Source organism: Methylobacterium tarhaniae (genome assembly GCF_001043955.1).
Lineage (GTDB): Bacteria > Pseudomonadota > Alphaproteobacteria > Rhizobiales > Beijerinckiaceae > Methylobacterium > Methylobacterium tarhaniae.
Map to the genome: position 1 here is coordinate 12,551 of NZ_LABZ01000045.1, position 18,732 is coordinate 31,282.

At 72.5% G+C, this 18,732-nt stretch carries 16 protein-coding genes; 4 read left to right on the forward strand and 12 right to left on the reverse strand.

Translation table 11 applies throughout. The features are described from left to right. Nucleotides 1-13: 13 nt before the first annotated feature. From VQ03_RS34525 to VQ03_RS07915, 6 genes are all read right to left on the reverse strand, one after another. Nucleotides 14-1,279, reverse strand: a complete 1,266-nt coding sequence (locus VQ03_RS34525) for an AMP-binding protein (RefSeq protein ID WP_167376065.1) — start codon at nucleotides 1,277-1,279, stop codon at nucleotides 14-16. Further along, a complete protein-coding gene (locus VQ03_RS34530; protein ID WP_245292002.1) occupies nucleotides 1,276-3,030 on the reverse strand; it encodes an IucA/IucC family protein in 1,755 nt (584 codons plus the stop codon). The genes VQ03_RS34525 and VQ03_RS34530 overlap by 4 nt, the downstream gene beginning before the upstream one ends. Further along, nucleotides 3,014-4,786: an IucA/IucC family protein gene (locus VQ03_RS07900; protein WP_048450332.1), complete on the reverse strand. Its 1,773-nt coding sequence runs from the start codon at nucleotides 4,784-4,786 to the stop codon at nucleotides 3,014-3,016. The genes VQ03_RS34530 and VQ03_RS07900 overlap by 17 nt, the downstream gene beginning before the upstream one ends. A 460-nt stretch (nucleotides 4,787-5,246) precedes the next feature. Further along, the gene (locus VQ03_RS07905) at nucleotides 5,247-7,796 is read right to left on the reverse strand and encodes a TonB-dependent receptor (RefSeq protein ID WP_157064009.1); all 2,550 of its coding nucleotides are present in this window, start codon (nucleotides 7,794-7,796) and stop codon (nucleotides 5,247-5,249) included. A gap of 126 nt (nucleotides 7,797-7,922) precedes the next feature. Further along, nucleotides 7,923-8,891 carry a FecR family protein gene (locus VQ03_RS07910; protein ID WP_048450333.1) on the reverse strand — a complete coding sequence of 323 codons (969 nt, stop codon included), beginning with the start codon at nucleotides 8,889-8,891 and terminating at the stop codon, nucleotides 7,923-7,925. 97 nt (nucleotides 8,892-8,988) lie between these two features. Beyond that, nucleotides 8,989-9,498, reverse strand: coding sequence for an RNA polymerase sigma factor (locus tag VQ03_RS07915; RefSeq protein WP_048450334.1), 510 nt, complete (start codon nucleotides 9,496-9,498; stop codon nucleotides 8,989-8,991). A 332-nt stretch (nucleotides 9,499-9,830) separates the two neighbouring features. Between VQ03_RS07915 and VQ03_RS07920 the strand changes: the two genes are divergently transcribed. Next, nucleotides 9,831-10,298, forward strand: a complete 468-nt coding sequence (locus VQ03_RS07920; RefSeq protein WP_048450335.1) for a hypothetical protein — start codon at nucleotides 9,831-9,833, stop codon at nucleotides 10,296-10,298. Between the two features lie 13 nt (nucleotides 10,299-10,311). On the opposite strand, the gene VQ03_RS07925 is transcribed toward VQ03_RS07920, so the two are convergent. The 5 genes from VQ03_RS07925 to VQ03_RS07945 all read right to left on the reverse strand — a co-directional run bounded on the left by VQ03_RS07925 (nucleotide 10,312) and on the right by VQ03_RS07945 (nucleotide 15,282). After that, entirely contained in the window at nucleotides 10,312-11,370 is a 1,059-nt protein-coding gene (locus tag VQ03_RS07925) for an adenylate/guanylate cyclase domain-containing protein (protein ID WP_048450354.1), read from the reverse strand. A gap of 52 nt (nucleotides 11,371-11,422) precedes the next feature. Beyond that, entirely contained in the window at nucleotides 11,423-11,941 is a 519-nt protein-coding gene (locus VQ03_RS07930) for a cytochrome P460 family protein (protein ID WP_048450336.1), read from the reverse strand. Next, on the reverse strand, nucleotides 11,931-13,001 hold the full coding sequence (locus VQ03_RS07935) for an alpha/beta fold hydrolase (RefSeq protein WP_048450337.1): 1,071 nt from the start codon (nucleotides 12,999-13,001) through the stop codon (nucleotides 11,931-11,933). The genes VQ03_RS07930 and VQ03_RS07935 overlap by 11 nt, the downstream gene beginning before the upstream one ends. A 155-nt stretch (nucleotides 13,002-13,156) precedes the next feature. After that, nucleotides 13,157-14,449, reverse strand: coding sequence for a HAMP domain-containing sensor histidine kinase (locus VQ03_RS07940; protein ID WP_245292003.1), 1,293 nt, complete (start codon nucleotides 14,447-14,449; stop codon nucleotides 13,157-13,159). Between the two features lie 56 nt (nucleotides 14,450-14,505). After that, entirely contained in the window at nucleotides 14,506-15,282 is a 777-nt protein-coding gene (locus VQ03_RS07945; protein ID WP_048450339.1) for a response regulator, read from the reverse strand. A gap of 102 nt (nucleotides 15,283-15,384) precedes the next feature. Here VQ03_RS07945 and VQ03_RS35250 point away from each other — a divergent pair, with 102 nt between their 5' ends. Both VQ03_RS35250 and VQ03_RS07955 read left to right on the forward strand, forming a co-directional pair. Beyond that, the gene (locus VQ03_RS35250; RefSeq protein ID WP_425350038.1) at nucleotides 15,385-15,699 is read left to right on the forward strand and encodes a hypothetical protein; all 315 of its coding nucleotides are present in this window, start codon (nucleotides 15,385-15,387) and stop codon (nucleotides 15,697-15,699) included. A gap of 85 nt (nucleotides 15,700-15,784) precedes the next feature. Further along, a complete protein-coding gene (locus VQ03_RS07955) occupies nucleotides 15,785-16,780 on the forward strand; it encodes a right-handed parallel beta-helix repeat-containing protein (RefSeq protein ID WP_208605486.1) in 996 nt (331 codons plus the stop codon). A gap of 6 nt (nucleotides 16,781-16,786) precedes the next feature. On the opposite strand, the gene VQ03_RS07960 is transcribed toward VQ03_RS07955, so the two are convergent. Then, nucleotides 16,787-17,281 (reverse strand): DUF3429 domain-containing protein, encoded by a 495-nt coding sequence (locus VQ03_RS07960; protein WP_048450340.1) that lies wholly within the window; start codon nucleotides 17,279-17,281, stop codon nucleotides 16,787-16,789. Between the two features lie 191 nt (nucleotides 17,282-17,472). Between VQ03_RS07960 and VQ03_RS07965 the strand changes: the two genes are divergently transcribed. Then, the gene (locus tag VQ03_RS07965) at nucleotides 17,473-18,702 is read left to right on the forward strand and encodes a serine hydrolase domain-containing protein (protein WP_245292004.1); all 1,230 of its coding nucleotides are present in this window, start codon (nucleotides 17,473-17,475) and stop codon (nucleotides 18,700-18,702) included. The last annotated feature ends 30 nt before the right edge of the window (nucleotides 18,703-18,732 follow it).

Genomic DNA, 18,732 nt, shown 5'->3' on the forward strand with positions numbered 1-18,732 from the left:
TCGACGACGAGAGTCATGGGGTGGCCTCCATCGCGCCGCTGCGGTAGCGCTCGGCGGCCTCCCGGCGGGAGATCTTGCCGTTGGCCTGGCGCGGGATCGCGCCGACCTGCACCGCCTCGACCGGCACCTGGTGCCCGGCGAGCCAGCGGCGGCACCAGTCCTGAAGGGCGCGGGGCGGCACCGGCGCCTCGGCGCTGAACAGCAGCATCACCCGCTCGCCCGCGAAGGCATCGGCCTTGGCGAAGGCCACCGCGTCGGTGACGCCGGGCATCGCCATCACCACGTCCTCGACCTCGCCCGGATAGACGTTGAGGCCCGAGACGTTGATCGTGTCGCTCTCGCGCGCGACGAAGACCAGCATGCCGTCGGGCTGCCGGTAGCCGAGATCGCCGGTCCGCACCGTGCCGCCCTCGCCCTCGACGACGATCTCCGCCGGCGCCTCGGCGCTCTCGCCCGCCCGGACGCGGTGATGCGGCAGGGGGCGGCCGATCGCGTCGGCCCGCTGCAGGTCCGGGTTCACCGCGATGCAGCCGGTCTCCGAGCAGCCGTATTGCTGGAAGAGATGGGTCACCCGGGCCCGGATGGCGGTGAACCAGGGAGCCGGCAGCAGCGTGCCCGAGGTCATCGCCGCGTGGATCCGCTCGTCCTCGGGCATCAGCCGGGCGAGCGTGTGCAGCATGGCCGGCGAGGTGTAGAGCAGCGGCCGCTCGATCTCGCGCAGGCGGCGCAGCAGGTATTTCGGGTTGCCGGTCTCGAGCACCACCGGCGCCCGGCCGCGGCGCAGGCCCACGAGGAGGCCGCAGATCAGCCCGTAGGAATGGGTGATCGGGCAGGCGATCACCGGGGTCATCCCCTCCGGCTCGGTGAAGGCCGCGACGTAGCTCTCGATCTCGCGCTCCACCGCATGCCAGGGGCGGGCGATGCATTTCGGATCGCCGGTCGTGCCGGAGCTCATCTGGAGCAGGTGCCCCTCGCCCGGCACGGGGGGCGGGGCCTCGTCCAGGCTCTCGCCGTCGAGGTCGTCGAGGAAGATCCGGTGGCAGCCGGCGCGGGCGGCCAGCCGCCGCGCGCCGTCATTGGGCAGGGCCGGATGGATCGGCAGCAGCGTCGCGCCCACCCGGCGGGCGGCCAGGATGAAGGCGAGGCTCGAGGGGTTGTCGCGGAAGCGGGCCGCGACGCGCTCGCCGCTGCCGCCCCGCAGGCCGGCGCGCTCCGCGAAATGCGCGAGGGCGGCTTCCATCTCGTCCGCCGCGACGTTGCGTCCGTCGATCTCGATCATGAGCCTGTCCGCAGGAGGGTGAGAGGGGAGGGGAAGAGGGCATTGGGGACGAGGCGGCTGCAGCGCGCCTCTTCCAGGCCGAGCTTGCGCGCGAGGAGCGCCTCGACCCGCAGCCGCGGCGCCTCCACGCCGAGCCGGGCGAACCGGTCCGCCAGGCCGTGCTCCGCCGCGTGGCGGCGCAGGCGCCGGCCGAGGCGGTCCCAGAAGCCGGCCTCGTCGAGCCCGCAGCAACGCCCCAGGAGGCGGGTGACCTCGGTGAGGTTGAAGACGAACAGGCTGTCGGTCACCAGCTCGGCGAGGGTGGCGGCCGAGCGCATGGCGTGGAAGCGGTCGTCCGGCGGACCGGCATGGGCCGGGTCGATGGCGCCGAGATCCGGCGCCGGCGGCACCCCGGCCAGGAAGTCCGGCGCGTATTCGGCGCTCTCGTGGAAGTCGCGCAGGATCACCCGCTCGGGCCAGCCGTCGCGGTGGACCAGGATCATGTTCTGGCCGTGCGCCTCCAGCGCCACGCCATGCGCCACGAGGAGGTGCCAGACCGGCAGCACCGCGACCTCGACCAGCCGGTCGAGCCAGGCGTGGAGGCCGTACCGCGCCAGCCAGGGCGCGACGAAGGCGGTGCCGTCCGGCTCGACAGCCGGGAGCGCGTTGAACGGCACGGCGGCCTCGCCGGGCGCCAGGTCCGGGCTCTCGCGCCAGATCGCCGCGAGCCGGCCCGCCAGGGGACCGTCCCGGTCGGCGATCCCGGCGGCGTATTCGCGCAAGACCGCCATCCGCCCGAGCACGGGATCGCCGGCGACGATGTCCGCCAGCCAGTCCGAGAGCGCCGGCGCGGTCAGGACGAAATGCGGGTCGAGGATCCGCAGGCTCGACGTGCTGACGACGCTCAAGGCGAGCTTCACGCTCGGGGCCCGCGGGTCGTCGCAAGCGTGCAGGGTGCGCAGGGACTGGCTCGCATGGTAGCGCGGGCCGGCCGTCCCGAGGGCCACGGCGCCGCCCTCGGCCAGCCGGGAGCGCAGGGGCTCGGTCCCCGCGAGGCGGCGCATCTGCCAGGGATGGACCGGCAGCACCGCGTGCGACCCGGGAGAATGGCCGGCCTCGTGCAGGCGGTGCCCCAGGAGGTCCCACTCCGCCCCGAGCGTCGCGCGCCAGAACGCCTCCTCGCTGCCCGGCAGCGACAGGGTCACGGCGCTCCGGGGCAGGGCGAGCCAGTCGAGGCGGAAGGCCTGCGCGGCCTCCGGCCCGTAGCGGGCATGGTCGTCGAGGGTGAAGCCGGTCCGGGCCTTGAAGCAGGGATGGTAGGGGTGGCCCTCCCACAACGCCGCGTCGAGCGCTCCGAAGGGCAGGGCGCGGCGCTCCGGGGCGCGCAGGGCCTCTGCGTTCCAGCGGCAGAGCGCGACCGTCTGCCGGAGTTCCGCCAGCAGCCGCTCGCGATGCTCCGGGCCGGCCGGCAGGGCCTCGATCAGGGCGGCGAGCGGGGCCGGCTGCCAGCCGCCTCCGGCCCGCGCCATCTCGACCGGCGCGGCGAGGCGGGGGCGGCCGAAGGGGCCGAGGGTGCCTGCGGCGCGGAAGCGGCGCTCGCCCAGCCGCCAGGACAGTCGCCGGTCGCCCGGTGCGGCCTCGGCCATCCCCTCGAACAGCACCGCCTCCGCGAGTTGCCGCAGGACGCGCTCCTCGATGGCAGATTCCTCGATGACAGGAGCCTCGATGTCTTGCGCCTCGGGCCGGGCGGTCACCTCAGGATGCCAGGACACGGCTGGACGTCGCCCGTGCGGCCCGCCGCTGGAGCGGGTTCGGCATGTCGATATAGGTGCCGGCGCCGTCGGCCGAGGCCAGCTCGTCGCGGTCGGCCAGGCGGACGCGCAGGTTGGCCTTGGTGCAGAGCGTCGGCCCGTCGAGGACCGAGCGGACGAAGGCCCGGCCCAACCCCGTCATGCGGCGGGCGATCGTCTCCAGCCGGCGGGCGAGGTCGTCGAGGAGCACCTCCTCCCGCACGATCCCGTCATGGCCCATCCGGGCCACCACGGAGAAGACCTGGTTGACCACGAGGTAATAGGCGAGGCGCCGGCGGATCTCTTCGTCGTCGAAGTAGAGCGAGGCGATGGTGCCGGTCTCGGGCACGAGGCGCTGCAGGCGCGGGCGGGCGGACTCCGACAGGTAGAAGCCCTGGTTGTCGCGGTAGAAGCCGCGGCGCGGCCAGCCCTCGGCGACGTCGAGCAGCGCGTTCTGCTGGTGCGCCTCCAGGGCGATGCCGTGCCGCTCGTAGAGGCCGACCACCGGCTCCAGCATGCAGTCGAGGTAGAGGCTGAACCAGGTCCGCGCCGCATGGGCGAGGCCGGTGCCGCCGACCCGGCGCAGCAGGCTTTCGAGCCGCGAGGGGCGGCCCGGCACGGGCTCGGCGGTCAGCGCCGCGAGGGTCGCGATGCCGCGCTCGGCGCCGCCCCGGAAGGGGTTTTCGCGGAGGACCGTCTCGAAGCCGCTCTCGCGGCGATCGGGGCAGTGGAGCGTGAGATAGGCCGGGTCGGCGACGATCCGGAAGGCCGGGTGCTCCGCCTCGCCGCTGCGCGCCAGGAGCCGCGCCACGGCGACCCCGGCCTCCAGCTCGGCCATCCGGTTCACCCGCAGCGAATTGGTCAGGGTGACGGGAAGCGAGAACTTCGCCATCCAGGCGCTGTCCGGCGCGTAGACCGTGCGCAGCGACGAGGTCGCGGTGAAACGCGGCCCGAAGGCACCGAGCGGCCGCAAGGTGCCCGCCGCCACCATCCCGGCGACGTGCGGCGTCAGCAGCAGGGCCTCGGCCTGGAGCGGATGCATCGGCAGGGCGATCTCGCCGGGGCGCAGGGGCAGGCGCGCGGCGTCGCGGCCGAGGAGATCCAGGGCGATCTCCGGCGCCGACCGGGCGATCGCCGAGTCGTGCCGCACCCGGGCGGCGTCCGCGGCGAAGACCGCGAGCTGGAACTCTCCGCCCTCCTCGGGCGCGTAGGATCGCGCCTGCCAGGGCGTGAGACCCTGCCGGCTCTTCGGCGTCGGATGCAGCCAGTGGCCGAAGACCAGGGAGCGCTCGGCCCCGATGAAGCTCGCCGCCTGGTCCGGATCGGGCGGCGGCAGGTCGAGCTGGCGGGCGGTCTCGCGGTAGCTGTCGAGCACGCGCCCCAGCAGCTCCAGCTCGCGCTCGCGGGCGGTCTCGTCCCCGCCCTCGTCGCACCGGGCATAGGCCTCGCCGAGCAGCTCCTGGAGCGCGCGCATCGGCGCGACGAGGCGCCAGCGCGGCTCGTGGTGCTGGCGGGTCCAGAGCCGCCCGAAGCCCTGTGCGCCGCACAGCGAGGGCGAGACGATCTCGGCCCGGATCGCGACGCGCTGGCTGCGCAGGTTCCATTCCACGCAGGCCGCCGGCGGGCCGTCGGCCAGGGCGTGGCGCACCGGGATGCCGGGGTCGATCTCGCGCAGGTAGCCGTTGGCGAAGCTGCGGAAGGCCGCCGCCTCGGCGACGCTCTGGGACGATGGGGACATGACGACCAAACCTTGTTCTGGCCTCCGGCGGGACTATCGGGGTCGGGTCTGCGGCCGAGACGCCGCCGCCCTGCGATCGCGGCGACCGGCCGGGCCCGAGGGACCGCATGCGGATCGCGTGCGGGCCTGCGTCACGGCAAGATCTATCACCCGCACGGCACGTACGAGTCAAGAAAATATGCCAAAATATCGTGCAATATAATGTAGTTTTTAACTATTCTGAAAACACAAAATCCCGTTTCTCGGATGATACGCAACGGATTTGCGCGTCCTTTGCTGCGAGACACGGATCAGAATCCCGGTTGCAGCGGGGATACCGCTGCGATGACCAGGATCGACCAGCCCGGACGGCCGTGACGGCGAGGCCGTCCGGACGAGGGCCGGATCCCTCCTCCCCCTGCGCCCGCGAGAAGAGGAGGGGACTTGCGCCCCCTCCTGCTCCGGGCATCCCGCGCGACACTCAGAAATCGACCGTCGCCGAGACGATGACCGTGCGGGGCGCGCCGACCGCCAGGAAGCCGCGGGCGGCCGAGGCCCAGTAGGAGTTGTCGAACACGTTCTCGACGATGGCCCGCACCGTGACGGGCTTTCCGGACGCGCCCTCGAAGGTGTAGCGCAGGCCGGCATCGAAGCGCGTCCAGTCGGGGACGCGCTGCGTGTTGGCCTGGTTGTAGAACTGGCCGCTCGTGTAGATGGCGCGGCCGGTGAGCGTCAGGCCGGGCGCCAGCCACGGCGGCAGGTCGACCTCGCCGTAGAGGTTGAACGCCACGTCGGGCACGCCGGGGGCGCGGTTGCCGTCGAACTGGCCGCCCGCCGTCCTGACCAGCCGCCCGTCGAGGAAGGTGACGCCGCCGAGCAGCCGCACCCCCGGGGTCAGCTCGCCGAAGGCCGAGAGCTCGAGGCCGCGGTTGCGCTGCAGGCCGCTGACCGAGAACCGGTTCGTGCCGGGATCCGTGAAGGCGTTGGGCTGCTCGATCTCGAACAGCGAGGCCGTGAGCGCGACGGTGCCGAAATCGTACTTGGCGCCGAACTCCTTTTGCCGGTTCACCACCGGAGCGAAGACCTCGTTGGCGTTGACCGCGGTGAAGGGCGGGGACGGGCCGGGGTCGAGCGCCTCGATGTAGTTGCCGTAGAACGACAGGTTGTCGGTCGCGCGGAACACCGCCGCGAGGGCGGGGCTGAACCGCCCGCTCTTGTAGTCCGACGCCTGGGTGCCGAGGGTCGGCCCGGGGCGGGTGTTGTAGCTCTGCTGGCTGATCTCCTGGAACCGCCCGCCGAGGGTCAGCAGGAAGCGGTCGCCGCCGAGCGACAGGGTGTCGGCGATGCCGACGCTGGTCACGTCGAGATTCGCGAAGAGCGGCCGGCTGTCGGAGCGCGGCAGCAGGATCGTGTTCACCGAGCCGCGAGCCAGGTGGATCGGATCGTAGATGTTGGTCTGGAAGACCGGCAGGGTCGGCGGCGTGAAGCCGCCGCGGTAGTTCCGGTTGTTCGACCCCACCGCCGCGACGTTGAGCTGGTGCCCGAGGATTCCGGTCTGGAACTTGGCGCGCAGGCCGACCTCGCCGCTCATGCCCGAGATTTCCTGTGGCTGGATGGCGAGGGAGTTGGTCGCCTGGCCGGTCACGCTCGTCACGCGGTAGGACGAGGTGAGGAAGTCCTCGTTGTAGCGGCTGACGCCGCCGGCCGCGTAGAGCGTCGTGTCGGGCAGGATGTCGTACTCGATCCGGCCCGCCGCCATGTTGAAGCGGCTGTCGATGTATTCGAGCGAGCTGGCGGTGTTGAGGCGGTTGTTCGGCGCCCGCGGCACCGGGATGTTCGGCGCCACCGCGTTGAACAACGACGTCGGGGCGGTGATGTTCTGGTTGTTGTGGACGAGGTCGAGCGAGGCGCGCAACTGCTCGCCGCGATAATCGAGGCCGAGCGTCGCGACGCCGACCTCGATGGCGTTCTTGTCGAGCGGCGTGTCGCCGTTGCGATAGGAGCCGTTGAAGCGAACGCCCCATTCCTTCGACGGGCCGAAGCGGCGGCCGAGATCGGCGTGGGTCCAGACCTGCGAGTTGCTCAGGTAGGTGGTGGTGAGACGGGTCAGCGGCTCGTCGTAGGCGCGCTTCGGGATCAGGTTGATCGTGCCGCCGACGCGGCCGGTGCCGCCGCTGATGAGGGCGGAGGGGCCCTTCAGGATCTCGACCCGCTCGATGCCTTCGAGGAAGGACCGGCGCGGGTTGGAGAGGTAGAACAGGCCGTCGAAGGCGACGTCGAGGTTGGTGACCGAGAAGCCGCGGATGAAATAGGAGTCGCGCTCGCTGAAGGGCGGCGCGTCGTTGCGCACGGACGGGTCGTTCAGCACCACCTCGGAGAGCGAGCGCGCCTGCTGGTCCTGGATCAGCTTCTCGGTGTAGCCGCTCACGTTGAACGGCGTCGTCAGGATCGAGCGGTTGCCGAGGAAGCCGACCCGGGTGCCCGAGGCGACGAGGCCGCCCGCATAGGGCGGCGGGGGCTGACCCACAGTCCCGGTCGGCGGCGGCAGGCCGGCGGCGCGGGATCCGGCGGCGGGACGTCCCTCGACGACGATCTCGTCGAGCCGCACGGTCTCCTCGGAACGTCCCCCGAGCTGGGCATAGCGCGGGTTGACCAGGGTGACGGTCGACGGGCTCACGCTCCGGTAGGCCAGGCCGGTGCCGTCGAGGAGCCGCCCCAAGGCCTCCAGCGGCCGGAACTCGCCCTCGACCCCGGTCGTGGTCAGGGTGCTCGTCATGTCGGTGGCGTAGACCAGCTTGACCTTGGCCTGCTCGGTGAAGCGCACGAGCGCCGGTTCGAGGGGGCCGACCGGGATCGAGAGGGCGACCGTGTCGCCAGTCTCCGCGGCCGTGGCCGCCCGTTTCCCGCCGGGCAGCGCGCCGGGCGCCGGTTGCCCCCGGGCGGCGTCCGGCACCAGCGCCAGCAGCGACACCCCGGCGAGCGCGATCCCGGCCAGCCGTCCACACGCAACCCTACGCTCCCGCGCCACCATGTCCGATCACCTCGTCCGTCTGCCAGGAAGGGGCGGTGCGTCGGCGCGCTCTCGTCCCCTCACCCGCTTGAGATCAACGAGGCGCCGATCTCCTGACGTCCGATCGCGCGATTTCTCGAAAAATTTTCAGAGGGGGGAGCCGACCAGGACCATGAGCGGGGTCAGCCGGGTGACCCGCAAGGACAGGCTCGCGGCGAGCGCGTCGAGGGCGTCGTCGGTGTTGCGGGGATCGAAGGCGCCGGTGACGCGCCGCTCGCCGGCCTTGGCGTCGAGCAGCAGGATGCGCCCGCGGCGATAGCGCGCGAGCTCCGCGAGGACGTCGGACAGGCGCTCGCCGGAGACGATCAGGCGCCCGTCGCGCCAGGCCGTAGCCCGGGCGACGTCCGCCTTGACGACCGCGGGCGCAGCCCCGGCCTGGGCGCGGACCGCCTCGCCGGCCGAGACCTGCAGGCGCCGGCCCGACTCCGTGACCTCGACGCGCCCTTCGGCGACGCCCACCGGCTGGGACGCGCCGTCGGCGCGGACGAAGAACACCGTGCCCACCGCCCGGACGCTGACCCCGCCGCCCTCGACGATGAAGGGCCGGCCCGGATCGTGGGCGACGTCGAACACGGCCTCGCCGCGCAGGAGCGCGACCCGGCGCTCCGTGCCGGTGAAGTGCAGGGCGAGGGCGGTGCCGGTATTCAGGTCGACGCGGCTGCCGTCCGCGAGGGTCGCATGCCCGATCTCGCCGACGCCGCTCCACAGGTCGGCGCGCAGCCAATCGGCGAGGCCCGCCCGGTAGGCCAGGGCCGCGCCGAGCACGAGGGCGACAGCGAGGCAGGCCGGCCCCGTCCGGGCCCGGCGCCGGCGCGTGCCGGGCGCAGGGCTGGGCAGATGGCCGAGCCGGTGCCACAGCGCGTGCATCTCCGCGTAGGCCGCCTCGTGGGCCGGGTCGGCCGCGTGCCAGGCCTCGAACGCCGCGCGATCGGCCTCGGTCGCGTCGGTGGAGGAGAGGCGCACGACCCAGCCGGCCGCAGCCTCGTCGATCGGATCTTCATCGTCCCGGGCTTCGCCGTTCGGGTCCCGCGCGTCGGTCTCGTCGCTGATGGCCACGGCCAGGCTCCCTCACGGGTCCCATGCCCGGACGGTCCGAGAATGCGTGCCCTACGCCCTATGATCGACGAGCCGTCCGCGTCCTGACGTCCGCTCTCTAAAAAAGTTCGCCACAGCGGCGGCGGCAATGCAAGAGCGCCTTGATCAGGTGCTTCTCGACCATGTTCCGGCTGATGTTCAGCCGTGCGGCCACCTCGCCGTTCGGCAGCCCTTCGATGCGCGCGAGCAGGAAGGCCTCCCGGCAGCGCGGCGGCAACTCGTCGATCGCCGCGGCGAGCCGCCTGAGGTCCTGACGCGCCATCGCCTGCCGCTCCGGAAGGGCCTGCCCGTCGGCGAGGCCGGCCCAATCGTCGTCGCTGACCGACTGGAAGATCGTGCCTTCCAGCCGCTGCCGGTTGCGCATCCGCCGCGCGACGTTGCTGGCGATCTGGAACAGGAACGCGGAGGGCTGCTCGACCTTGGTCCGGGCGAGCGCCGCGAGCATCAGGAGGTAGGTCTCCTGATGCGCGTCCGCCGCATCCACCGGGTTGCCGAGCCGGCGCGTCAGGAAGCGCCGCAGCCTCACGCCGTCGTCCCGATGCAGCGCATCGATCGAGATGGCCTGCATGCCCAACTCCGAACTCGTCTAAACTGTCTCTTGATTAAGAGACCATCTTGATTACGGTCATGCAAGCGTAGGGAACCACGCCCCATTTTCATCTTATTAGGTCCAGTTCTAAACTGGGTGGCCTGCCTCAGCGCAAGCCGTTGTGTTGCTGCCAGAAATAATCCGCAACCCCGTCCGCTTCACCGGACGGGCCGCGGCGCGACGGCGCACGAAACCCTCGCGATGATGCGGGATTGCAACATGCGGCGGGCGGACCGCGCCCGGTCCCGGGGCGGGAACACGTTGCGCGGCCCGCGCCTTGTCCCTCGGGGCGAGCGCGGAGGAACGGCATCATGCGGGATCACGGGGCCTCGTTCGGCATCGGCTTCGTCGCGGGGCTGCGCAGCCTGACGGCCTGCGCCGCGCTGACCTTCGCCGCCGCGCAGCGGCGGACCCGCGGCGGGTTCATCCCGTCCGGTCCGGGCGCTCGGGGTCTCGCCACGGCGGCGGCCCTGGCCGAGATGGCCGGCGACAAGATGCCGTTCGCCCCCGACCGGCGCATCCTCCCGTCCTTCGCGGCCCGGCTCGTCATCGGCGCCGCCGGCGGCTGGGCCCTCGCCGGGCGACGCACCTCGCCGGAGGCCGGCGCCCTCGCGGGGCTCGTCGGCGCCGTGGCCGGCACCCTCATCGGCCGCGCCGCGCGAGGCCCGGATTCCCGCACGCCGCCCGGTCGCGCCAGGGGGCTCGCCGAGGATGCGGCCGCCGTCGCGCTCGCGGCCGGCGTGGTCGCCTCGGCCGAGCGCCGGATGCGGGGGGTTTAGCCCGCAAGAGCGCTCAGCGCCGCCGCATCGTCGCCGCGACGCGCGCAGGCTCCCCTGCCGCCGCGACCTCCCGGACCGTCGCGATCCGCAGCGGCTCTTTCCGGCCGCGCACCGGGCGCAGGCCGAGATCCGCCGCGCGCAGGTCGGCGGGCAGCGGCCCGAGCCGGTCGAGCAGGTCGCCCGAGACGATGACCGGCACGTCGAGCTCCTTGGCCAGGCCTTCGAGCCGGCTCGTGGTGTTCAGCGCATCGCCGAAATACGCGATCTTGCGCCGCTCCAGGCCGATCTCGGCGGTCACGACCGGGCCGCAATGGAGCGCGGCGCGGAAGGTGGGGACTGCGCCGAACCGTTCCACCCAGCGATCCGCCTCCGCCTCGACGCTGTGCATGAAATCGAACACGCAGCGCAGGCAGGCCGCGTCCCGCGCGCCCCGGTCCATCGACCAGCTCACCAGGGCCATGTCGCCGACGTAATCGTCGATGGAGCCGCGGGCGCGATGCACCGGCAGGGCCAAGGCGGCGAAGATCGCCCCGAGCCAGCTCTGGGCCGCGAGGTCGCCGTGCTCCTCGGCGAAGCGCGTCGAGCCCGCCACGTCGAGGAAGAGGAAGATGCGTTCCTCGGTGATCGGGCGATGGTAGCGGCCGACGAGCAGGCTCGCGAAGACCCGCGGCCCCATCAGGTCGCGGACGCGGAAGACGAAGGTCGCGAGGGCCGAGATCCCGAGCGCGTAGGCGAAGCCCGTCTCCGACATCATCATCGCGCTCCGGGCATCGGGCATGAGGCCGAGGCCGCGATGGAGGATCGTGCCGGCGACCGCGTTGCCGAGGACGATCATCGCGATGTAGGTCGCCAGCGTCGCGACGGCGAAGATCGGGGTCGCGGCCCGGCGCGTCAGCGCGCGCCAGCGCCGGACGAGGAGGCCGCGCTCGTAGAGCATCAGCGGCGCACCGATGAAGATGCCCCGGATGGCGGCGACGACGGGCTCGCCGCCGACGACCGCACCGTAGAGCAGGCCCGCCAGCGCCCCGATGGTGGGCGCCACGATCCAGAAGCGGGCTCGGAAGGGAGGCATGGCCCCTCCATAGCCCAGCCGGGCGGCCGGCGCATGTCCGGCCGCCGGCATCTCAGCGGGCGTAACGGGTGAAGACGAAATCATGGTTCCTCACCCGCGCTTCGTGGCAGGCAAAGCAGGTCTCGTGCTGCGCCTCGTCCACCGGCGCGCCGTCGATGAAGCGGCCGAAGCCCCAGCCGCCGCTCTGCGGGTAGCGCCCGGAATCCTTGACCATCACCTGCACGGTGGTGGCCCGGCCCGGCACCGTGGCCGGCTCGAACTCGGCGGAGCGGGTCCGTTTCCAGGCGAGCTTCACCAGGATCGCCCCGTCGGGAAACGGCAGCGTGCCGTCCCGGTAGGCCTTCACCGCGAGATCGTTGCCGAGGACGGCGCGCAGCTCGTCGAGCGGCGCATCCTCGAGCGCCGGGGCGATCAGGCGCCAGTCGCGGTAGCCGTCCGGCACCGTGACGCCGTAGATCGGCGAGGCGGGCTTCACCGGCCCGCCGGCCACCGGGGCCGCCGCGACGAGGAGGCCCGACAGGGCGGCGCCGGCGAGCGGCAGGGCGACGCTCCGGCGGGGATCAGAGGGCATCGACGTCCACCACGGCCTGCGCGAAGGCCCGCGGGGCCTCCTGGGGAAGGTTGTGGCCGATGCCGCCGGTGAGCGTGCGGTGCGCGTAAGGCCCGGTGAACATCTTGGCATAGGCGGAGGGCTGAGGGTGCGGCGCCCCGTTCGCGTCGCCCTCCAGCGTGATCGTCGGGACGGCGATGGTCGGGAAGGCCGCGAGCTTGCGCTCGGTCGCGTCGAAGCGCGCCTCGCCTTCGGCGAGGCCGAGCCGCCAGCGGTAATTGTGGATCGAGACCGCGACATGGTCCGGGTTCTCGAGGGCCGCGGCCGAGCGGGCGAAGGTCGCGTCGTCGAACCGCCATCGCGGCGAGGCGATTTCCCAGATCAGCCGGGCGAAGTCGCGGGTGTAGCGGGCATAGCCCTCGCGGCCGCGCTCGGTGGCGAAGTAGAACTGGTACCACCACTGCAACTCGGCCTTGGGCGGCAGCGGCATCGCGTTCGCCTGCTGGCTGCCGATCAGGTAGCCGCTCACCGAGACCAGCCCGGTGCAGCGCTCAGGCGAGAGCGCCGCGAGGATGCAGGCCGTGCGCGCGCCCCAATCGTATCCGGCGACCAATGCCCGCTCGACCGCCAGCGCGTCGAGGAAGGCGAGGGCGTCGGCCGCGAGCGCCGCCTGCTGGCCGTTGCGCGGCGTCGCCTGCGAGCGGAAGCGGGTCTCGCCGTAGCCGCGCAGGTACGGGATCAGGACGCGGTGGCCGGACGCCGCGAGGATCGGCGCCACCTCGGCGTAGCTGTGGATGTCGTAGGGCCAGCCGTGCAGGAGCAGGACCGGCTTGCCGTCCCGCGGGCCGGCCTCCGCGAAGGCGACGCTGAGGTCGCCCGCCTCGATCCGCTTCAGCGGCCCGAAGCCGGGAGGAGCGCCCGCGGGAGCCGCCGGCTGGGCCCGGGCCGGACCGGTCCCGGCGAAGGACGCGGCGGCCAGGAGGGCGCCGGCCCCCGTCATCCAGGCACGGCGCGTCGCGTCGATCCCGTCGCCCGTCTTCGGTTCAGGCGTGATCAATTCAGGCGTGATCAATTCAGGCATGGGCGTCGTCCTTCAGAGGATGCCGATGCGGGGCGAGTAGCGGTGGCGAGTATCACCCATGTGCCGAGCGAAGCCGAGTTTGTAAGCGCCTGTAGGTCGCAGCTCCAGGGGCTACAAACGGATACGAAGCGGAGCGCGACCCTCTCCGGGTCGCGTCAGGCGAGGGTCAGCCTGGCCTCCAGCCCGCCGCCGGCGCGGTTTCGCAGGGAGAGCCGGCCGCCGATCGCGGCGGCGAGCTGGTCGGCGATGGCGAGGCCGAGGCCGGTGCCGCCGGTGTCGCGGCTGCGGGATTCCTCCAGCCGCACGAAGGGGAGCAGCACGGCCTCGAGCTGGTCCGCCGGGATGCCCGGGCCGCGATCCAGGACCGCGATGACGATCCGGCCCTCGGCCTCCTGCACGTCGAGCTCCACCCGCCCGGCATAGCGCAGCGCGTTGTCGATCAGGTTGGCGAGGATGCGCCGCAGGGCGCGCGGACGGGTCGTCGGCGTGACGTCCGGCAGGGCGGCGATCGTCACGTCCCGCCCGGTATCCCAGTAGTCGAAGACGAGGCTCTCGATGAAGGCCCGCAGATCGAGGCGGACCGGCGCCTCGACGGCGCCGTGGACGCTGCGGGCATAGGCGATGCCCTCGCGTACCAGCGCCTCGACCGCGTCGAGATCCGCCAGCAGCCTGTCCTGCTCGGGGCCCTGGATGCCCGTCTCCACCCGCAGCCGCATCCGGGTGATCGGCGTCTGGAGGTCGTGGGAGATCGCCGCGAGGATGCGCAGGCGCTCGTCGAGGTGGCGGGCGATGCGGTCCTGCATCGCGTTGAAGGCCTTGGCGGTCCGCACGACCTCGTCCGGCCCGGTCTCCGTGAAGCGGGCCGCCGGCCGGCCGGGCTCGATCCGGTCGACGGCCTCGGCGAACCGGGTCAGCGGCCGCAGGGCCAGCCGCACGGCGAGCCCGATGCAGGCCATGAGGACGAGGAGTTGCACCGCCAGCGCCGCCGGCAGCCACGCGGCGACCGGACGCGCCGTCGGCCGCACTTCGATGGTCAGGCCCGTGCCATCCGCCAGCACGAGATGGGCCTGCAACCGCTCGGTCGGGTCGACGACGGCGTCGAACCGCACGGGGAAGCGCGGCCGGAGCGCGCGGCGGATCTCGTCGGCGATCATCTCGGCCCGGGGCGAGAGCGCCGGCGCCCCCGGCGGGCCGGCGCCGAGCTCGAAGCGATAGGTCGGCCGGTCGAGGAGCAGCAGCCAGGCGGCCCGTTCGTCGGGCGGCAGCCGGTCGAGCAGGGCGACCGCGACGGCGACGTCGCGCTGGAGCGTCGTCAGCATGACCGCCCGCGCCGACTGGTCCCGCTCCAGCACCATGACGAGGGCGGCGAGCGCCTGCGTGCCGAGGAGGCCCAAGGCCAGGATCAGGAAGAGCCGGCCCCCCAGGCCCCCGGGCCTCAAGCGCCTCATCCCCGAGCGCCTCATCCCCGAGCGCCTCATCCCCAAGTGCCTCATCCCCAAGTGCCTCATCCCTCCTGCGCCCGTGCGGGATCGATCGGCCATTCGTCGCGCGCCTGCGCGATGGCGATGGGCATGGCGAAGACGTAGCCCTCGCTGCGCACCGTCTTGATGTAGGCGGGCTCCCGCGCATCGTCCCTCAGGCGCTGGCGCAGGCGGCTGACCAGGAGGTCGATCGAGCGATCGAACAGCTCGGCCTCGCGGCCCTGCGTGAGGTTCAGGAGCTGGTCGCGCGAGAGGACGCGCTGGGGATGGTCGAGCAGCACGCGCAGCAGCCGGTACTCGGCGCCGCTGAGCGGCACGACGGTTCCGCTCCCGTCGATCAGGTGGCGGGTCGTCGTGTCGAGCCGCCAGGCGCCGAAGGCGAGGAGGCGGGCGGCCTCGGTCACCTGGAGGTTGGGCGGAAGCATCCGGGTGCGGCGGAGCACGGCCTTGATCCGGGCGAGCAGTTCGCGCGCCGCGAACGGCTTCACCAGGTAGTCGTCGGCGCCCATCTCCAGCCCGACGATCCGGTCGGTCTCGTCGCTGCGCGCGGTCAGCATCAGCACCGGGATCGCCCTGTGCTTGCCCACCCGCAGCTCCCGGCACAGGACCAGGCCGTCATCGCCCGGCATCATGATGTCGAGCACCACGAGGTCGACCCGGCCGGTATCGAGGAAGGCGCGCATCTGCCGCCCGTCGGCGGCCACGCTCACCCGCAGGCCGTTCTTCCCGAGATAGCCCGACACCAGGTCGCGAATCTCGCGGTCGTCGTCGACGATCAGCACGTGATCGGTCTGGTCCACGGGCGCCTCCTCGGGCCGGGCTTTCTCCCGAATACCGCCAGGCCGGCCGCCCGGCGATGCGAAGATCGTATCGCCATGGAGCCCCGTTGCCCCGATGCGCGCATGACTTGGACGCATGACCAGCTTGGACGCATGACCAGGCCGCATCGCTCGGCCTGCATCACTTGCCCGGACGGGGTGGAAAGACACCCGCGCAGCCCCTATATGGTCGGCATGGCAGATAACACTTCCACTCCCTACACCATCGAAATTTCCCCCATCACGAAGCCGGCCGGGCAGTTCCAGTGGGCCATCCGCCGGAACGGCAAGCTGATCGAGCGCTCCGATCGCCCGCATCCGACGGAAGCCAAGGCCGAGGCCAGCGCCCTCGCCGCCGTCGAGCGCAGCATGCACTCCGCCGGCAGCGGGCGCTGGTAAGCGCCGCCGCTGCCGTACGACATTTCGTGATCCCGGAAACGGGCGGGGCCTCCGGCGTCCCGCCCGTTTCCGCGTGGGCACCACGATGCCGTTGACGCTGACGATGCCGCCCGATCCGCCTGCCCTGGTGCGGATGGTCGCGGCCGATCCTTGCGAGGCGGGTATCCGTGCGCGCCTGCTCGCGCCGCCGCGGACGGCCGGCGAGGAGGAGGTCCGGCTCACCTGCTCCTTGCGCCTGTCGCCCGGCGACCGGGTGCTCAGACGGATCGTGATCGAGGGCGCGGCGGCCTCCGGCCTCACCCTCGATTGCGCCGGCGCCACCCTCGGCCGCCCGGGCGAGCCGGCACATCTGGGCGCCTACACGATCGCGATCCGCTCCCGGCCCCCGTCCCGTCCGGGCGAGACTCCGGGCGAGACCTGGGACCGCCCCTCCGGCATCCGCATCCGCGACTGCACGGTGTACGGCCATGTCCGGATCTGGGGCATGGGCGAGAACGGGCAGGGGCCGATCCTGCGCGATTCCTCGCACAGCCTCGGCCACACCGCGCGGGCGCAGGCCGCCGCGCCCACGGACGTGACGATCACCGGCACCACCATCGTCGCCGCCGGGCCGATCCCGCTCTATCTCGGGCCCGGCGTCACGAAGGTCACCCTGCGCGGCTCGCGGCTCGCCGGCCGCTCGGTCTCGACGGCGCTCTACCTCGATGCCGAGAGCGCCGAGAACCGCATCGCGGACAACGACTTCGAGACCGAGACGGCGCGCGAGGCCGTCGCGGTCGACGGCTCGGCGCGCAACCGCATCACCGGCAACCGCTTCACCCTGCGCGGCCAGGGGGCCTTGCGCCTCTACCGGAATTGCGGCGAGGGCGGCACGGTGCGCCACCAGACCCCCTCCGACAACGTGATCACCGGAAATCTCTTCCGCACCAGCGGCTTCTTCCAGGCCGCGCCGATCGTGGTGAATTCCCGCAACGGCTGGCGGCTGACCTGCGGCGAGGATGCCGGCTACCCGTTCGGCAGCAGCATCGACAACGCCGATCACGGCACCGGCAACGTCGTGGCGCCGAACACGGTCGAGTGACGGGGCTCAGGCGCGCGCGGCGAGAATCAGCAGCGCCACGAGGCTCGCGACCGCCACCGGCATCTGGACTGGGCGCAGGCGCGCGAAGAACAGGGGCGCCTCGCCGCGCCGGGCGGCGACCGGGTCGAGGATGGCGACGAGGCCGTAGCCGACGATCAGGAGCGCGGCGGAAGCGCCCGCGCGGCCGAGCGCCACCGCCAGCAGGGCTGCGAAGCCGAGGGCGAACAATCCCGTCATCGTGGCGATCTGCGCGACCGTCGCGCCGCCCTCGGTGCGGAAGCTGACCCCGCGCCGGACCCCGGAGAAGAACAGCAGGATCGCGCAGGCCCACAGGAGCGTCGCCGCGGCGGCCGCCTGGCCGGGCTCGCCCCCCATTGTCCACGCCGCGACCGCGCCGGCCACGAAGGGCAGCATCGGGAGGGAGGCCAGCGCGACGCTGAGCCACGGCACCGCCCGGGGCTCGTGGACCGTGAGGGTCCGCCCGGTCGCGTCGTCCTGCATGGATCGGCTCTCCTGCTGCAATGGCCCGTCGAGGTCGCGGCATGCCCCTCGCGACGGGATGGGATGGCGATCGTCCTCGAGGCGGCTCACCTGTCTGGCTTGCCGGCCTCGCCCGCTCTATGCTGCCGGAAAATCGGGAGGATCGGATGGTTCGGAACGCGAAACGCGCTCTGTCTTGGTCGGTTGCGGCCGTGCTGTGGGCGGGCGCGTCGCTCGCCGCAGACGGGCCGCCGGTCCAGGAGGGCCTCGCGACCGATCGCCTGGCGCGCATCGCGCCGGCGATGCAACGGGAGATCGAGAAGGGCACGGTCCCCGGCGCGGTGACGCTGATCGCCCGCAACGGCAAGATCGTGCATTTCGAGGCGCACGGCTTCCTCGATTCCGCCAAGACGAAGCCGATGACCCGCGACGCGGTGTTTCGCGGCTTCTCGATGACGAAGCCCTTCACGGCCGTCGCCGCGATGGCGCTGATGGAGCAGGGCCGGCTCGGCCTGCGCGATCCGCTCGCGCAGTACTTCCCCGAGTTCAAGGACATGAAAGTCTACAGCGAGGTGCGCGACGAGCGCGGGCGGACGAGCCGCGTCGCCGTGCCGGCCAAGCGCCCGATCCTGGTCTGGGACCTGTTCCGCCATACGGCGGGCTTCACCTATGGGGGATCGGCGCCCTTCCCGGAGATGAGGGAGGCCTACGAGAAGGCCGATGTCGAGAGCCTGAACTCGGACCTCTCGAACGAGGAGTTCGTCAAGCGCCTGGCCGCGATCCCGCTCGCCTACGAGCCGGGCACGCGCTGGGAATACTCGGTGGCCACCGACGTCCTCGGCCTCGTCGTCGAGAAGGTGGCGGGCAAGCGCCTCGACCTCGTCCTCGACGAGGTGCTGTTCAAGCCCCTCGGCATGACGCAGACGAGCTTCCAGCTCCGGCCGGACCAGGCCGCCCGGTTCGCCGACGCCTACGACGCCGATCCGCTCAAGGCCGACCTCTGGAAGCTCGCGCGCAGCGAGCAGGACCCGGCCAAGCGCTACGTCCATGGCGGGGCCGGCGCGGTCATCACGGCCGAGGATTACTTCCGCTTCGCCCAGATGGTGGCGAATGGCGGCGCGCTGGACGGGGTGCGGATCCTGTCGCGCGAATCGGTCGAGTTCATGCTGTCGAACCACATCCAGGGCCTCGACGGCGCGCCGACCCCGACCACCGGCCCCGGCTACGGCTTCGGTCTCGGCTGGGGCGTGCGGCTCGACGAGGGCGGCGCCTGGGTTCCCGGCTCGAAGGGCGACGCGATGTGGGCGGGCGCCGGCGGCACCAGCTTCACGGTCGACCGCAAGGAGGGGATCGTCGGCATCTTCCTGGCCGCCGGCCCGAGCACGCGCCAGCACACGCGCTTCCTGTTCAAGAACCTGATCTACGGGGCGCTGGTGGAGTAGAACCCGGCGCGGCAGGGATGTCCGGGCAGG

Excerpts from the sequence above, each read along its gene's own strand:
- VQ03_RS34525 (WP_167376065.1), bottom strand. The coding sequence starts at position 1,279 with ATGATCGAGATCGACGGACGCAACGTCGCGGCGGACGAGATGGAAGCC.
- VQ03_RS07900 (WP_048450332.1), bottom strand. The coding sequence starts at position 4,786 with ATGTCCCCATCGTCCCAGAGCGTCGCCGAGGCGGCGGCCTTCCGCAGC.
- VQ03_RS07905 (WP_157064009.1), bottom strand. The coding sequence starts at position 7,796 with ATGGTGGCGCGGGAGCGTAGGGTTGCGTGTGGACGGCTGGCCGGGATC.
- VQ03_RS07915 (WP_048450334.1), bottom strand. The coding sequence starts at position 9,498 with ATGCAGGCCATCTCGATCGATGCGCTGCATCGGGACGACGGCGTGAGG.
- VQ03_RS07920 (WP_048450335.1), top strand. The coding sequence starts at position 9,831 with ATGCGGGATCACGGGGCCTCGTTCGGCATCGGCTTCGTCGCGGGGCTG.
- VQ03_RS07925 (WP_048450354.1), bottom strand. The coding sequence starts at position 11,370 with ATGCCTCCCTTCCGAGCCCGCTTCTGGATCGTGGCGCCCACCATCGGG.
- VQ03_RS07930 (WP_048450336.1), bottom strand. The coding sequence starts at position 11,941 with ATGCCCTCTGATCCCCGCCGGAGCGTCGCCCTGCCGCTCGCCGGCGCC.
- VQ03_RS07935 (WP_048450337.1), bottom strand. The coding sequence starts at position 13,001 with ATGCCTGAATTGATCACGCCTGAATTGATCACGCCTGAACCGAAGACG.
- VQ03_RS07940 (WP_245292003.1), bottom strand. The coding sequence starts at position 14,449 with ATGAGGCGCTTGAGGCCCGGGGGCCTGGGGGGCCGGCTCTTCCTGATC.
- VQ03_RS35250 (WP_425350038.1), top strand. The coding sequence starts at position 15,385 with ATGACTTGGACGCATGACCAGCTTGGACGCATGACCAGGCCGCATCGC.
- VQ03_RS07955 (WP_208605486.1), top strand. The coding sequence starts at position 15,785 with ATGCCGTTGACGCTGACGATGCCGCCCGATCCGCCTGCCCTGGTGCGG.
- VQ03_RS07960 (WP_048450340.1), bottom strand. The coding sequence starts at position 17,281 with ATGCAGGACGACGCGACCGGGCGGACCCTCACGGTCCACGAGCCCCGG.